Origin of the sequence: Candidatus Symbiopectobacterium endolongispinus, from assembly GCF_018777385.1 — a bacterium.
Classification (GTDB): domain Bacteria; phylum Pseudomonadota; class Gammaproteobacteria; order Enterobacterales; family Enterobacteriaceae; genus Symbiopectobacterium; species Symbiopectobacterium endolongispinus.
Genome location: NZ_JAFJYB010000006.1, coordinates 14,896 through 30,897, shown reverse-complemented (window position 1 = coordinate 30,897; position 16,002 = coordinate 14,896). Strand labels below are relative to the sequence as shown.

Sequence of the window (16,002 nt, the reverse complement as noted above, 5' to 3'; positions counted from 1 at the left end):
TCATTTCCCCTTAAGCGCGCTGAATCTCAACCAGGTTGGTGTGTTGCGGATTACCTTTCGCCAGCGGCGAAGGATCCTGGGAGGTCAGGGTGTTAATGCACCCGCCAACATCGACGCCCGCGCTATCAAGGCGCGTCCAGGCCCCCTGCGGCATAGCGGCAACGCCAGGGAGAATGCGCTGTATGACTTTGCATGGGATTTCTACCACGCCTCGATCGTTGAATACACGCACACGATCGCCAGATTTCAGTCGGCGCTCCACCGTATCGATCGGGTTGATCCAGACTTCATCCGGCACGGCTTCATGCAGGAATTGCAGGGATACGATCACCTTCCGGTAACGTCCAGGTTTGAGCCAGTTTGGCTAGCGCTTCGGAATAGTTCTCAATCTTGCCTGACGTTGTTTTCAGCGGATTGGCCTGCGGGTCTGTCCGGAAATCCAGGAAGGCAATGCTCTGTTTTTCCGTCGCGATCTGTTGATCGATAACGCCCTTCTCTTTCGCAACCGACCATTCCGGCAAGTAAGTGCGTTTCTCTTTCACCTGTTGGTAATGTTTTTCGACCCCACTGCGCCTGCGTGCGGCCTTCGGTAAATTGCTCTTTCAGTCCGAGATGACCAGCAATATCGGGCACAGATGTCGTAGGTACTACGCACTTCCCACATCGGCGTGATGGTTTTCTGGATAGCAATCATGTAGTTGTGCGAGCCCTTTGAATACGAGCTATCAACCAGATCTTCCGCTTCCAGATAGCTGGTTTCCGGCAGCAAGATATCAGCAAATTTGGCGCTAGGTGTGATGTGGTTATCAATCACTACGATGGTTTCACACAGGGTGTCATCCGCCAGAATTTTACGCGTGCGGTTGATATCACCGTGCTGGTTCAACAGCGCCTGCCCTGCCTGATTGACCACCATTTTAATGCCGACGCGCAGCTTATCCGCGCCTTTCACGCCCATGGTCGTGGCCGTCATTTTTTCGGGATTAAGGATGGCATCCGTCCAAAGATAGCAAGGGATCGAAGTTTTGATCGGGTTGCTGCCCACCGGCAAGGTTGGAACACCGTAAGGTGTGCCATAAGGCCAGTTACCGTTGTTGGTGCCCTGCAACCCAAAGTGACCAGTAAGCGCTGGCAACGTCTGGATAGTGCGCACAGTTTGCTCACCGTTGGCGTGGCGATGCGGCCCCCAGCCCTGGCCGATATAGCAGGCGCGCGCACCCGCGATTTCCCGCGCTAATTGACGAATGCGCACCGCTGGAATGCCAGTGACGTTCGCCGCCCATTCAGGCGTTTTGGCAATGCCATCTGGCCCGGTTCCCAGAATATAATCCTTGTAGCTGGCATTCGGTGCCGCAGACGCGGGCAACGTGCTGGCATCAAACCCGACGCTATAACGGTTGACCAACGCTTCATCGATCAGGTTTTCGCTAATCAGGGTGTGAGCCAACCCCGCGACCAATGCCGCATCGGTGGTTGAGCGAATCGCTAACCACTCTGCATGCTGGTTGATAACGGAATCGGTGTAACGCGGATCGATGATCACCACGCGAGCCTGAGATTTTTCTAACGCACGACGCAGTTCCTCCACCTGTCCGCCGCCGGACATACGGGTTTCCGACAGGTTGAGGCCAAAAAACACCACCAGATCGGAATGGGCAATTTGCGTAAAGTGGCTGCCAACATGGGTGCCGTGCGTATACGGCGTGGCAGTCGCGATTTGCGCGGTAGAGTAGGTGTTGTGATAGTTCAGGTAGCCGCCTGTCAGGTTCAGCAGGCGTTTCCACGCGTGCGTTCCCTGATTGTGGTAATAGGCACCGGATTGGTAGTTGTAGTAGATCGCCTCATTGCCATATTTCTCAGCAATGCGCTTCATTTCCGAGGCGACAAACGCGGTCGCCTCTTCCCAACTGATGCGTTTGAATTTGCCTTCACCGCGTTTACCTACACGCTTCATCGGGTATTTGATACGATCCGGGCTGTAAACGCGCCAGCGGTTAGAACGCCCGCGCAAACAAGGGCGGATCTGGTGTTCACCGAACACGCTGTCATCTTTGGCATCTTCCGGCTCGATACGCACGATGCGATCGTCCTTCACAATCACCTTCAACGGACAGCGACTGCCACAGTTAACCAAACACGCGCTGTGACGAACGGTTTCATTGTCGTTCACCACGCCGGTTGGGACCACCGCCGGCTGGGCATTGGCAGAAAACGGCAAGGTGATGGCACTGGTAATCGCCACCGCCGAGCCGATTTTCGCGGCATCGATCACCGCGTCCCGACGAGATATTTCCTGGTGTAAAAGGTCTTCAATAATTTTCTTCATGATTATTATCCCACTTTGCTTACCCTGCTAACCATAAAGGCTTGCTAATAATTTGGGATTGATATCGATCAAGCGGGTAAGGCCTATTACCCACGAAAGGGTAGAAATGTGATCGTGAAACGTCGTTATTTACTTAAATATATAACGTTTTTGGTTTTAAATGCTGCTTTTTTGCAAAAATGCAGGTAATGATAATGAGATTTATCGCTATTTGTGAATAGTATTTTATCTATATATAAGTAAATAAAAATATCACCACACAGAATTTATAAAAGATATTTACCTTGAAGAGCAAAAAACAGCCCTCCTCTCATTTACACATAAAATCAGCAGGTTAAATGAAACAATCTCAAGTTCCTCCCGGAGACGTTATCGGGGAAATACGGGAAAGTATGTACATCAGCCTGCGGCAATTGGCTAAAGCAAGGGTACTACACATATCAACACATAGATTTGGATAGAAGGAAGCAGACGGCGAGATAATCAGAATTTGGTGAAAGGATTGTGGTATCTGGGTTTAGTTGACTCTGCTAGGCATTGCGAGAAGTGTGTTTGGAGCGAGTGAAAGGAATCGAACCCTCGTATAGAGCTTGGGAAGCTCTCGTTCTACCATTGAACTACACTCGCATCAGGTGTGCGTTGGGCATTATAGCGCTATCCGCTTGCCTGGCAAGCAAAAACCCGGCGAAAGTGGTGGCGTATTGAGCAATCAGTCAGCCAGAGTCAGCGGGATCAGCAGCGTTTGGTAACCGTGATAGATGACTTGCACAGAAAAATAGGCAAACAGCAGTGCCGAGATGACATAGCAGTAAAAGGTCAGCCGCCCTTGTAGCGCCTGTCAGCCAAACTTAATCATACCTGCCAGGAACAGCGCCCACAGTAATCCACCGATAAAGAAACCGCTGAGAAATACGCTCACCATCAGCGTTGAGCCGTCCGTTGACTGCGCGATAATCGAGCCGCCAATCGCTGCAAACCACAGCAGCGCGGTCGGTGATGCCAGCGCCATCCCCATGCCGCTCAGAAAATCGTAGCCGCGAAACCGTTTTGTTACTGCTGGAAGATCAATCACATCCGCGTCCACAGGCGCTAATCGTTGCGTCTGATAATCACGCCAGGCCATGCTCGCCATGTTCCAGGTCATCCATAGCAGAATGGCACCGCCGCCAATCCACAGCGCCCAGCGTACCGGCAGCGTAGTAAAGATAACCGCTAAACCAAACGCAGAAAGTGCCGAGTAAACCAGATCGCCAAAACAGGAACCAAAGCCAATCATAAACGCGGCGCGCGGCCCATCACGCATCCCTCGGTTAATGATCGCCGTATTCACCATCCCCAAATCCAGGCACAGCGAGAGGGAAAGCAAAATACCATTAAGCACCACTAACAACATAACCGCCACAGCTCCGCAGACATCAATAATGAACGCAAGTTTACGGGGTCGATGACAGGACGTATTGTCAGAAATTGATACGCTGAAAACGCCCCGGCGTCATGGCGTTAAAGCGGTTGAAGGTTTTGGTGAAGTGTGCCTGATCGGCAAAACCCAGACTAAGGGCAACCTCACTGATGCTCATGCCCTGACGCAGCAGCTCACGCGCTTTGCCAATACGGCGCTGCATCAGCCAGGCCAGCGGCGGCATAACGGCTTCCTTATGAAAGCTACGCACCAGATGCGCCACGGTGATGTGTTCATCGCGCGCCAACGTATCCAGATTGGGCGGTTCTGCCAGGCAATCGAGCAAACGCGCCTTGATGCGTTTTACCCTGCTGCCCTCGCTGACCATCTTCAACGGCGCAGGGCTGCCCATATCGTTGTCCATCAATGCTGCCAATAGCAGCACCAGCCGCTCCTGATACATCGTGCCATCGCTCTGCTCATCGCTGGGGTTTGCCAATAGTTTCAACTGTTGTGCCAGAACGGGAGCCTGTTGCACGCCTTGTGCAAACCGAAAGACACGACCAAAGAAATGCTCAAAGGCGCCGGGTTGTACGTAGAGCGAAGCACATTGCCAGCGACCATCGCTGTTATCACCGCTTTGTAGCTGATGCGGATTGTAGGCGGTCACTATCTGGGGATCGACATCAAAAGTGTTGCCATCCAGCCAGACTCCACGCCGTTAAGATTGGCGCTAATCACATATTCATCATGGGTATGGCGGGGAAATCCGCCGGTATTTTCTAACAACGCCAGTTCAAACCAGCCATCACGATAGGTGATCATGGAGCCACTTCCACCCGAAACAGAAGAGTGACGGTAGCATTTTTCTCTGTGGATTTACCAGCATGGCTCGTGGGATGACAACGGATAAAAAAAACCCCATGCAAGCATGGGGTTCATTATGCGTCAGTCGTTCGAAGACGTTTACTTCTGCGGACGCATCGCCGGGAACAGAATCACGTCACGAATGGTGTGGCTGTTGGTAAACAGCATCACCATACGGTCGATGCCAATGCCCAGGCCCGCCGTTGGCGGCAGACCGTGTTCCAACGCGGTGACGTAGTCTTCGTCGTAGAACATAGCTTCGTCGTCGCCCGCATCCTTTGCGCGTACCTGATCGGCAAAGCGCTCTGCCTGATCTTCTGCGTCGTTCAACTCGGAGAAGCCGTTACCAATTTCACGTCCACCGATGAAGAACTCGAAACGATCAGTGATTTCCGGGTTTTCATCATTACGACGCGCCAACGGTGAAACTTCCGCTGGATATTCGGTGATAAAGGTCGGTTGGATCAGATTCGCTTCTGCGGTTTCTTCGAAGATCTCGGTCACGATACGGCCCAGACCCCAGCCTTTTTCGATCTTGATCCCCAGAGACGTTGCAATGGCAGACGCTTTATCGAAATCGTCCAGATCCGCCACGTTGGTTTCCGGACGATATTTGCAGATAGCCTCGCGCATGGTCAGCTTCTCAAACGGTTTACCAAAATCAAACGTTTGATCGCCGTAAGGCACTGTGGTGCTGCCCAGCACGTCTTGCGTCAGGGTACGGAACAGGCTCTCGGTCAACTCGATGAGATCTTTATAATCGGCATAGGCCATATAAAGCTCCATCATGGTAAATTCCGGGTTGTGACGCGGCGAAACCCCTTCGTTACGGAAGTTACGGTTGATTTCGAACACGCGTTCAAAACCACCAACCACCAGACGCTTCAGGTACAGTTCCGGCGCAATACGCAGATACATGTCAATATCCAGCGCATTATGGTGAGTCACAAAAGGACGCGCGGAAGCACCGCCGGGGATCACCTGCATCATCGGGGTTTCAACTTCCATAAACCCGCGCTCCACCATGAAACGGCGGATACCAGACATGATCTGCGAACGCACGCGGAACGTATTGCGCGATTCGTCGTTGGCGATCAGATCCAGATAGCGTTGGCGATAACGGGTTTCCTGATCCGCCAGACCGTGGAATTTGTCCGGCAGCTGGCGCAGCGCCTTGGTCAGCAAACGCAGTTCAGTACAATGGATGGAAAGCTCACCGGTCTTGGTTTTGAACACCTTGCCGCGCGCGCCCAGAATATCGCCCAGATCCCATTTTTTGAACTGTTCGTTGTAGATGCCTTCCGCCAGATCGTCACGCGCCACGTACAGCTGAATGCTGCCACCCACATCCTGTAACGTCACGAACGAGGCTTTACCCATTATGCGGCGCGTCATCATACGACCCGCCACAACCACTTCAATGCCTAGTGCTTCCAGTTCTTCGTTTTCTTTATCGTCGTAAGCCGCGTGCAGCGCATCAGAGGTGGAATCACGGCGGAAATCATTAGGAAAAGCGATACCGTGTTCACGCAGCGCCGAGAGCTTTTCGCGGCGCGCTTTCAATTCGTTGTTCAGATCTAGCGCCTGATCGGCACCCTGTGATTGTGACTCAGCCATGTGACTTGTTATAACCCCGCTTTTAAACTTGCTTCAATAAATCGGTCCAGATCGCCATCCAGCACAGCCTGGGTATTACGCGTTTCCACCCCGGTGCGCAGGTCTTTGATTCGGGAATCATCCAGTACGTAGGAACGAATCTGGCTGCCCCAACCGATATCGGACTTGTTATCTTCCAGCAACTGCTTCTCAGCGTTTTTCTTTTGCATCTCAAACTCGTACAGCTTCGCTTTCAGCTGTTTCATCGCCTGATCTTTGTTCTTGTGCTGGGAACGGTCGTTCTGACACTGGGTAACAATGTTGGTGGGTATATGGGTAATACGCACCGCAGATTCGGTACGGTTAACGTGCTGTCCACCGGCACCGGAGGCGCGATATACGTCAATACGCAGATCTGCCGGGTTGATTTCGATATCAATATCGTCATCCACTTCCGGATACACAAACGCGGAACTGAATGAAGTATGACGGCGACCACCGGAGTCAAACGGGCTCTTACGCACCAAACGGTGCACGCCCGTCTCGGTGCGCAACCAGCCAAACGCGTAGTCACCGATAATCTTGATGGTAGCCGATTTGAGACCCGCGACTTCCCCTTCAGATTCTTCAATTACTTCGGTCTTAAAGCCTTTGCTCTCAGCCCAACGCAGGTACATGCGCAGCAACATACTGGCCCAGTCTTGCGCTTCCGTGCCGCCGGAGCCGGATTGAATATCGAGGTAGCAGTCGGCGCTGTCGTATTCGCCGGAGAACATGCGGCGGAACTCGAGCTGTGCCAGCTTGGCTTCCAGCGCGTCCACTTCAATGATGGTGTCGTTGAACGTCTCTTCGTCGTCCTCTTCCACCGCCAGTTCGAGCAGGCCGGAAACGTCTTCCAGTCCCTGTGTCATCTGATCGATGGTATCGACGATCGCTTCCAGCGAGGAGCGCTCTTTGCCCAGCGCTTGTGCACGCTCAGGTTCATTCCAGACGTCGGGCTGTTCCAGCTCGGCGTTTACTTCTTCCAGGCGTTCTTTCTTGGCATCATAGTCAAAGATACCCCCTCAGAACAGCTGTCCGGTCAGACAGGTCCTGAATGCGGTTTTTTACCGGATTAATTTCAAACATGATTAGCGTTTTACGTTAGCCGTCAAACGACGGAGAAAAAATGGATATAAACGAACAATTCTAGCGGAATATACGCCAGGTTTACAGCCATCTGGCGCAATTCCCCCCCTACGAGCGATGACTCGCTACACCGGCCACAAATGCTGTATCAACAATTGCACGCTGCGTTTACCGCGAAATTCGTTAACCTCAAGGCGGTAGGCCAGTTCCGCCTCACAAATGCTGCTGTCGGGCCAGCAACGGGTATCCACATTAAACGCGATACCGTCCAGCAGCGGCCCGCCGTTAACCGGCTCCACCATCAGCTTCAGATGGCGCTCTTTCAACAGTTTCTGCTGCAAGATACGAAAACGCCCATCAAACGTGGGTTCAGGAAACGCTTGTCCCCACGGCCCGGCATCGCGCAGCATCTCTGCCGTCACCAGATTCAGTTCGGTTTGTATCAGTTCACCGTCCGACCAGATAACCCCTTCCAGATGCGATTCATCCAGCCACTCGCCGACCAGTTCACCAAAGCGCTCACGGAAGGTATCAAACTGATGTTCTTCCAGCGATAGTCCAGCCGCCATCGCGTGACCGCCAAACTTAACCATCAGCCCCGGATAGCGAGTATCCAGGCGTTCCAACGCATCACGCAAGTGCAGACCGGGTATTGAACGGCCAGACCCCTTGAGCACCCCTTCTCCCGCCGGTGCGAACGCAATCACTGGTCGATGAAAACGCTCTTTAAGCCGTGATGCCAAAATACCGACCACGCCCTGATGCCATTCGGGATGGCACATCGCCAATCCCAGCGGCAGTTGTTCAAGGCTGTGTTCCAGCTTTTCGCACAGTTGCATGGCTTCCGCCTGCATCTCTTGCTCGATTTCACGCCGCGCCAGATTGAGCGCATCCAGATCGCTCGCCTGCATCCGCGCTTCGACGATGTCATCGCACAGCAGCAGCGCCACGCCAATCGACATATCATCCAAACGCCCTGCCGCATTCAGGCGTGGCCCAATCGCAAAGCCCAGATCGCTGGCTACCAGTTGACTGGCATCGCGGTTGGCGATTTCCAACAAGGCGCGAATGCCAGGGCGACATTTACCGGCACGAATGCGATTCAGCCCCTGCGATACCAGAATACGGTTGTTGGCATCGAGTGGCACCACGTCCGCCACTGTGCCTAGCGCCACCAAATCGAGCAGTTCCGCCAGTTTTGGTTCCGCCAACCCTTTTTGGCTAAACCAGCCGCTGTCGCGCAGACGCACAAACAGCGCCATCATCAGGTAAAACGCCACGCCGACGCCGGCCAGCGATTTAGAAGGAAAGGCACAGTCGCGCAAATTGGGGTTAATTATCGCATCAGCGGCGGGCAACGTTTCCCCCGGCAGGTGATGGTCAGTGACCAACACCTGAATACCACGCTGGTGCGCATCATCCACGCCGGCATGGGATGAAATACCGTTATCCACCGTCAGGATCAGCTCTGCGCCCAGCTTCTCGGCCTGCACCACCACTTCCGGGCTCAGGCCATAGCCATCTTCAAAACGGTTCGGCACCAGATAGGTCACCTGGCTACCGCCCATGCTGCGCAGTGCCAGCACGGTAAGCGCGGTGCTGGTCGCGCCATCGGCGTCAAAATCACCGACGACGACGATGCGCCGTTGTTCTGCCAGCGCCTGTTGCAGCAACACTACCGCGTCGTCAATGCCATAGAGCAGGCGATAATCGATCAGGCCGCGCAGGCTGCGATCCAATTCCTGGCCCCCGGTGACGCCGCGCTGCGCGTACAGACGGCGTAGTAACGGAGGAAGCGTTGCGGGAAGCCCACTGCCTTCCGCCAGCGGACGCCGGCGGAGTATGGTTTTTAATTCCACTTTATTTTCAATTCCACTGCGTGACGGCGTGCATTACACGTTATCGCTTTTAATGGGGCAACCTGACGACAATTTATGCGCCCGGCTTAGCCGCATCACGATGCGCGTTCAGCATGGCTAACATCTCTTTCGGTGCCTGATAACCCGGAACCACGGTGCCGTCCTCCAGCACGATCGCTGGCGTACCTTGCACACCGAACTGAATACCGAGTTCATAATGCGCACCGATATTGGTCTTGCAGGTTGCCGGGGAGATAGCCTCACGGCGCGACGCGGCGTCATACGCTTTGTTACGGTTAGCGGTGCACCAGATAGACTGCATGTCTTTTTCCGTCGGCGAATTCAGCCCCTGACGCGGGAAAGCCAGATAACGGACGGTAATACCCAGATCGTTATAGTCTTTCATCTGCTCATGCAGTTTGTGGCAGTAACCGCAGGTGATATCGGTGAAAACAGTAATCACATGTTTTTCCTGCGCCGCTTTGTAGACGATCATTTGATCCTGCAAGGCATCCAGTTTTCCTTTCAGAATCTGGTTGGTCACGTTCACCGGCGTGCCGCCATCCACGGCGTAGAGCGGCCCTTGCAGCAAATGTTTACCATCTTCCGTTACGTAGAGTACGCCGCTTTCCGTCAGCACCGTTTTAAGGCCAGCGACGGACGCAGGCTGGATATCCATCTTTTCAATGCCCAGTTTGGTCAGTGTCTGTTTAATCGCCGCGTCGTCGGCGTGTACTGCGCTACTCGTCGCCGCGAGCAGTAAAGAAAGCGCCATTAGCCCTTTTTTCATCGTATTCAGTCCCGTTCATGATGCATTCCGCCTGTAAAGGACGCGTTTAGCCGTCTGGCCCTTATGTCGCCTGCAATGTCAGGCGCGCGGATGATGCTGTTGATGCAACTGCTTCAGCCGTTCAGTGGCAACGTGCGTATAAATTTGCGTTGTTGAAAGATCGCTATGCCCCAACAACATCTGTACGACACGCAAATCAGCCCCGTGGTTCAGCAAGTGCGTAGCGAATGCATGGCGTAAAACATGCGGTGAAAGCTTCTCACTGTCAATGGATGCCAGCACGGCATAGTGTTTGATACGGTGCCAAAAGGTTTGGCGCGTCATCTGCTGCGCCCTGGAGCTTGGAAACAGCACATCAAGCGTTTGTCCGTTCAGCAGCCAGGGCCTGCCGTGCTCGAGGTAGCGCTCCAGCCAATAAATAGCCTCTTCCCCCAGCGGCACCAGCCGTTCTTTATTGCCTTTACCAATCACCCGCACGACGCCTTGGCGTAAACTGACATCTGCAATGGTCAGCCCCACCAGTTCCGAGACGCGTAGCCCCGCGGCATAAAGCACCTCAAGCATAGCTTTATCGCGCAGCTCAAGCGGTTCATCCACACAGGGCGCTTGCAACAACGCACTCACCTGCGCTTCGCTGAGATCTTTGGGCAAGCGCTGGGGCAATTTGGGAGAAGACAATACCGCGCTGGGGTCGTCACTACGCCGTTTTTCCCGGTATAAATACTGAAAAAAGCGACGCATGGCACTCAGCAAACGCGCCGAACTGGTCGCTTTGTATCCCCCTTCCACGCGTTCGGCAAGATAAGCTTGCAGATCAAGCGCCTGCACCTGCAATAAATCACTGTCAGCACGCTCCAGCCAATCGGCCAGTGCGGTTAAATCTCGCCGGTAAGAGGTCAGCGTGTTGTCAGCCAGGTTTCGTTCCAGCCACATAGCTTCAAGAAACTGTTCGATGTGTGCCCGATCCTGTGCTTGCATACGCTTCTCCTCGCTGTACGGCGTGCAGGGTAAACCTGACGTTATTATGCCCGAAGTGACGGTAAAAGGTGCAGGATCATCACCTGAATTCGCGCCGCCGATTTTTTATGCAAATTTATTTTATGCTGTATTATTCACCGCTCCGCACTACAAAATAGGGTAAAGCATAACTTATATCACAGGAAGTATTTACAATCGCGCAACTCACCAAAGCAGGCTCTGCAGCCGCTTTTGCGCTTTTTGGACTAGCATTGAAATGCTTTTTTTCTGTGACTAGAATGACAGTTCTGTCGATAAAAAAAGATAATAGAGTCCTATGCAAGCCACCATCACGTCCACTCTCGATGCAGAGGCGGGCTCAGCCCCGGTTAACTCCCGCAGTAAGGTTGTTGTCGCTTCATTGATCGGAACCGCGATCGAATTTTTCGATTTTTATATCTATGCCACTGCCGCTGTGCTGATTTTCCCGCACATCTTCTTCCCGCAGGGCGATCCGACCGCCGCGACGCTACAGTCGCTCGCAACCTTTGCCATTGCCTTTGTAGCACGTCCGATCGGTTCTGCGCTGTTTGGTCACTTCGGTGACCGCGTCGGCCGTAAGGTGACACTGGTTGCTTCCCTGCTGACCATGGGGATCTCTACCGTGCTGATCGGCCTACTGCTCTCCTGGTTGTTAAGCGAAGAGCAATTCATGACCTGGGGATGGCGCGTACCTTTCGTTGCCTCTGCGGTATTGGTCTTGATCGGCCTGTATGTTCGCGTCTCTCTGCACGAAGCGCCCGTGTTTACCAAAGCTATCGAAGCGGGCAAGAAAGTCCGCATTCCGCTGGGAACGCTGTTGAGCAAGCATCTGAAAGCGACCATTCTTGGCACCCTCATCATGCTTGCCACTTACTACGCTGTTCTACATCATGACGGTCTATTCCATGACCTTTGGCACCTCGCCAATCCCCAAAGGGCTGGGTTTCTCGCGTAACAGCTTCCTGTGGATGCTGATGGTAGCGGTTATCGCCTTTGGTCTGCTGATCCCGGTTGCCGGGTTGCTGGCAGATGCCTATGGCCGCCGTAAGACCATGATCGTCGTTACCTGCGGCATGCTGGTGTTCGCAATGCTGTTCCCGTCCCTGTTAGGGTCTGGCAGCCAACCGTTGGTGATGCTGTTTCTGGTGCTGGGACTGGGCCTGATGGGCTTAACCTTCGGCCCGATGGGCGCGTTGCTACCTGAACTTTTCCCCACTGAAGTGCGTTATACCGGTGCCTCGTTCTCCTATAACGTATCGTCGATTCTGGGAGCATCGGTTGCGCCTTATATCGCCGCCTGGCTGACCGCCAACTACGGGCTGTTCTACGTAGGCGTTTACCTGTTTGCGATGGCATCTTTAACGCTTATCGCATTATTGCTGGCCAAAGAAACGCGTCACCAAACGCTTGGTTAAGCCTCACAGGCAAGCGTGAATACGGGTGAAGGGTAACCCTTCACCAGCAGTCTGCTGATAACTCACCTTACTCCTCGTAATCCTCGGCGAAAGCCGGGGATGTCTCTGAGAAAAAACGCGTTTCTTCTGCAAGAGATTCCCGCCTTTGCGGGAATGACAAAGCGATACCCTAAATAATTCGAGTGACAGGAAAGCAGTGAGTGAACGCGGCCAACGCACCTGCAACTTGAAGTATGACGGATATATACCTCGCTGTAAGATTCGGTTAGGCTAATGGCAAGTTTGTTTAACACGCTGCAATTGCATATGAAAATTGGTTTGTTCTACGGCTCCAGCACCTGCTATACCGAGATGGCAGCGGAAAAGATTCGCGATATTTTGGGCGAATCGCTGGTCGACCTGCATAACGTAAAAGATGTCGATCCGCATAAGATGGAAGAGTATGAATTCCTGATTCTGGGTATCCCAACGTGGGATTTCGGTGAAATTCAGGAAGATTGGGAAGCCATTTGGGGACAGCTATCCTCGTTGAATCTACAAGGAAAAATCGTTGCGCTGTATGGCATGGGTGGCCAGCTAGGCTACGGTGAATGGTTCCTTGATGCCCTCGGTATGTTGCATCAGCAGTTGGCCGCGAGCGGCGCAACCTTATATTGGCTATTGGCTCATCGAAGGCTATGAGTTCACCACCACCAAGCCGCTCACACCAGATGGAAAACACTTTGTCGGGCTGGCGCTTGATGAAGTGAATCAGTATGACCTGAGCGATGAGCGCTTGCAGCAGTGGTGCGAGCAGATTTTACAGGAAATGGCAGAGCAGCTGTAATCGTCGGGAGATATCCCGATAGACATCAGCCGGCAGCGTGCTGCCGGCTGAACCTGAAACTAATGCACGTCCGGGTTTTCTTCCGCCCACGCTTTACTCTCCAACAACAACTGACGCAAATGCCGCCATTCCTGCTTATCCATGTTGTCGGATGCCAGCCAGAGCCGCTGTCGTCGTTTGCCGTCACTGCGCCGCAGCGACAGTAAGATGCCGTTTTTCAACATCCAAGGACGGCGGATAATGCGCCAGCGATGATGCTGCCACTCAAGGTTCGCTTCAGCCTGCAACACGATTTCACCATGACGCGCTTTGATATTACGCTGGCTACGGATAAACCCGAACACCACCAGCGTCATCAGCGATAGCCAAAGCACCGCATAACCGTCCGGCCACGGTGCCAGCAGAATCAACAGCAGCAACAACCCGTGCACCAGCAAAGAAAATACCTGCATGCGCCAGGAGACGCGTAAATCACAGCGCCACATGGCCACGATCTTTATTTCGCGTCTGAATAAGAGAGATCATGCGTTTCAGTTCCCCATCTTCCGGTTCACCGTGGTTCATCAACCAGTTGAACAAGTCAGGGTCATCGCACTGCAATAAGCGCACAAACGCGCGTTTATAATCATCGTTTAGCACATCATACTCATGTTCAAAAAAGGGCATGATGGCGATATCCAACTCTCGCATTCCTCGGCGGCACGCCCAGTGAATTCGCGCCTTATTATCGATATTCATTGCTTTTCCTACTTTTTATCGACGCCAACGTGTAGTGTAACTCGGATGTCTAGATAAACACTCAACTAAATATAACATTTTGACATATTTTAGCGCATATCAGCGTATCGCGCAGAAGGTCATCGATCGTGCACACGCTCAGTAACGCTTTCAAATATGCTAACTGAAAATCATGTGGGCAATGGCACGAATAACTGCTTGCAAACCCGGCAAGCTCTTTTACCATTAGGCCAAACGCAAACCTTCGCGAGGATGGTTACATGGCTACCCCACTTCCCTTTGCTGCACAAACGGTTAAATCAAACGCCATCACGGCCTCGGCGCAGCTTCCCGCTACGCTGATAGCACTTGATGACTGGGCACTGGTGACACTTACCGGTCCGGACACACGCACTTACCTGCAAGGCCAGGTGACGGCCGATGTTAATGCGTTAGCCCCCGATCAACATGTACTTTGCGGCCATTGTGATGCCAAGGGCAAAATGTGGAGCGCACTGCGTCTGTTTGCCCACAACGATTGCTTCGCCTATCTGGTACGTCGCAATCTGCGTGATACGCAGTTAAACGAGTTAAAAAAATACGCCGTCTTTGCCAAAACCACTATCACCGCAGAGGACAATCTCCAGCTTATCGGTGCTGCGGGAAGCACTATACGCGAACGTTTAGCCGAGGTCTTCTCTGCACTACCGGACAGTGAGCATCTCGTTGTCAGCCACCCCTTCGGTACACTGCTGCATTTTGCCCTTCCTGCTGAGCGTTTCCTTCTGGTACTGAACGACGAAGGTGTCGCCGCGCTGAGTGCCACACTGGCAGACAACGTGCAATGGGCCGACAGTCAACAGTGGCTGGCACTGGATATTGAATCCGCACTGCCGATTATTGACAACGTAAACAGCGCGCAGTTCATCCCGCAAGCAACGAATATACAGGCACTTAACGGCATCAGTTTTAATAAAGGCTGCTACACAGGTCAGGAGATGGTAGCGCGGGCAAAATTTCGCGGCGCCAACAAGCGGGCACTCTATTGGCTGGCTGGTACTTCACCGCGCGTGCCAGAAGCGGGCGAAGACCTGGAACTGAAAATGGGTGAAAACTGGCGTCGCACCGGTACGATACTCGCCGCCAGCCAGTTAAGCGATGGCACACTTTGGGTGCAAGCGGTACTGAATAACGATCTGGAAGCGGATAGCGTATTGCGCGTGCGCGACGCAGCGGAAAGTCAGTTGAGTCTACAACCACTGCCTTATTCATTGTTTGAATAATTTCACCACTGAGCACCGTTTCTGTTTCATCAAGAAACGGTGCCAGAGTGATATTTAGCGGCTAAACGTAAAGGTAGATCGCCAGAAAATGGCACAGACTGCCACCCAGCACAAAGCCATGCCAGATGGCGTGGTTATACGGGATACGTTTACACACATAAAAAACCACGCCTAAGGTATACACTGCACCGCCCACCGCCAGTAAGGTGACACCACCAGGTGCTAACACCTGCACCAACTGATAAATCACAATCAGTGACAGCCACCCCATCACCAGATATGCCACCAGCGACAGCACTTCAAAACGATGCGCAAAGGCCAGTTTAAATAACACGCCCACCAGCGCCATGCTCCAGATGACAATCATCAAGCCATGCGCCAACGGCGAATCCAACCCCACCAGCAAAAACGGCGTGTAGGTACCCGCTATCAACAGATAGATGGCACAGTGATCGAACCGTTTGAGCCAGGGTTTAGCCCGTGGGCTGGGAATCGCATGGTAGAGCGTGGAGGCCAGAAACAACAGAATAATGGTGCCGCCGTACAAACTGTAGCTGGCGATAGCCGTGCTCGTCGCGCCATTGTCCACCGCTTGCACCAGCAGCACCAACCCGACAATCCCCAACACCACGCCAGCACCATGACTGATACTGTTGGCTATCTCTTCCGCCAACGTATAACCCGCATTACTTTCTGATTTCACCATATTCCGTTTTTACTCCCGGCACGATTGGCTGTACAAACTTCATGCAATCTCATCGGGAAGAGTGTAATCGAGAATAGTTTCAGTGTACAAG

11 protein-coding genes, 1 tRNA gene and 4 pseudogenes are annotated in these 16,002 nt (G+C 53.1%); 3 read left to right on the top strand and 13 right to left on the bottom strand.

The genetic code is table 11. The features are described 5' to 3' along the window. Positions 1-10 precede the first annotated feature (10 nt). From JZM30_RS20295 to xerD, 10 genes and pseudogenes are all read right to left on the bottom strand, one after another. A pseudogene (locus JZM30_RS20295) lies at positions 11-2,326 on the bottom strand (DMSO/selenate family reductase complex A subunit). A 553-nt stretch (positions 2,327-2,879) separates the two neighbouring features. Then, positions 2,880-2,953, bottom strand: a tRNA-Gly gene (locus JZM30_RS20290). An 82-nt stretch (positions 2,954-3,035) separates the two neighbouring features. After that, positions 3,036-3,719, bottom strand: a pseudogene (locus tag JZM30_RS20285) (LysE family translocator). A 67-nt stretch (positions 3,720-3,786) separates the two neighbouring features. Continuing rightward, the gene (locus JZM30_RS24090; protein WP_252320991.1) at positions 3,787-4,395 is read right to left on the bottom strand and encodes an AraC family transcriptional regulator; all 609 of its coding nucleotides are present in this window, start codon (positions 4,393-4,395) and stop codon (positions 3,787-3,789) included. Next, positions 4,395-4,550 (bottom strand): hypothetical protein, encoded by a 156-nt coding sequence (locus tag JZM30_RS20275; RefSeq protein ID WP_252320989.1) that lies wholly within the window; start codon positions 4,548-4,550, stop codon positions 4,395-4,397. The genes JZM30_RS24090 and JZM30_RS20275 overlap by 1 nt, the downstream gene beginning before the upstream one ends. A 141-nt stretch (positions 4,551-4,691) precedes the next feature. Further along, positions 4,692-6,209, bottom strand: coding sequence for a lysine--tRNA ligase (gene lysS / locus JZM30_RS20270; RefSeq protein ID WP_252320987.1), 1,518 nt, complete (start codon positions 6,207-6,209; stop codon positions 4,692-4,694). Between the two features lie 8 nt (positions 6,210-6,217). Next, positions 6,218-7,316, bottom strand: a protein-coding gene (gene prfB / locus JZM30_RS20265) for a peptide chain release factor 2 (RefSeq protein ID WP_252320985.1) whose coding sequence is annotated in 2 segments (ribosomal slippage) — positions 6,218-7,240 and positions 7,242-7,316 — 1,098 coding nt in all. Because the reading frame shifts where the segments join, the coding sequence is not laid out codon by codon here. Positions 7,317-7,441: 125 nt separating this feature from the next. Then, a complete protein-coding gene (recJ, locus tag JZM30_RS20260; RefSeq protein WP_252320983.1) occupies positions 7,442-9,175 on the bottom strand; it encodes a single-stranded-DNA-specific exonuclease RecJ in 1,734 nt (577 codons plus the stop codon). A gap of 73 nt (positions 9,176-9,248) precedes the next feature. Further along, entirely contained in the window at positions 9,249-9,965 is a 717-nt protein-coding gene (gene dsbC / locus JZM30_RS20255; protein ID WP_252320981.1) for a bifunctional protein-disulfide isomerase/oxidoreductase DsbC, read from the bottom strand. 78 nt (positions 9,966-10,043) lie between these two features. Beyond that, positions 10,044-10,943 carry a site-specific tyrosine recombinase XerD gene (gene xerD, locus JZM30_RS20250; protein ID WP_252320979.1) on the bottom strand — a complete coding sequence of 300 codons (900 nt, stop codon included), beginning with the start codon at positions 10,941-10,943 and terminating at the stop codon, positions 10,044-10,046. A gap of 316 nt (positions 10,944-11,259) precedes the next feature. Here xerD and JZM30_RS20245 point away from each other — a divergent pair. Together JZM30_RS20245 and fldB are read left to right on the top strand one after the other, a co-directional pair. Next, positions 11,260-12,379: pseudogene (locus JZM30_RS20245) on the top strand (MFS transporter). A gap of 306 nt (positions 12,380-12,685) precedes the next feature. Then, positions 12,686-13,205 (top strand): annotated as a pseudogene (gene fldB / locus JZM30_RS20240) (flavodoxin FldB). Positions 13,206-13,264: 59 nt separating this feature from the next. Here fldB and JZM30_RS20235 read toward each other — a convergent pair. Both JZM30_RS20235 and sdhE read right to left on the bottom strand, forming a co-directional pair. Next, a complete protein-coding gene (locus tag JZM30_RS20235) occupies positions 13,265-13,696 on the bottom strand; it encodes a protein YgfX (protein ID WP_252320977.1) in 432 nt (143 codons plus the stop codon). Beyond that, on the bottom strand, positions 13,677-13,943 hold the full coding sequence (gene sdhE / locus JZM30_RS20230; RefSeq protein WP_252320975.1) for an FAD assembly factor SdhE: 267 nt from the start codon (positions 13,941-13,943) through the stop codon (positions 13,677-13,679). The genes JZM30_RS20235 and sdhE overlap by 20 nt, the downstream gene beginning before the upstream one ends. 260 nt (positions 13,944-14,203) lie before the next feature. Between sdhE and ygfZ the strand changes: the two genes are divergently transcribed. Beyond that, positions 14,204-15,205 carry a tRNA-modifying protein YgfZ gene (ygfZ, locus tag JZM30_RS20225; protein WP_252320974.1) on the top strand — a complete coding sequence of 334 codons (1,002 nt, stop codon included), beginning with the start codon at positions 14,204-14,206 and terminating at the stop codon, positions 15,203-15,205. 61 nt (positions 15,206-15,266) lie between these two features. On the opposite strand, the gene trhA is transcribed toward ygfZ, so the two are convergent. Then, the gene (gene trhA, locus JZM30_RS20220; protein ID WP_252320972.1) at positions 15,267-15,911 is read right to left on the bottom strand and encodes a PAQR family membrane homeostasis protein TrhA; all 645 of its coding nucleotides are present in this window, start codon (positions 15,909-15,911) and stop codon (positions 15,267-15,269) included. Positions 15,912-16,002 lie beyond the last annotated feature (91 nt).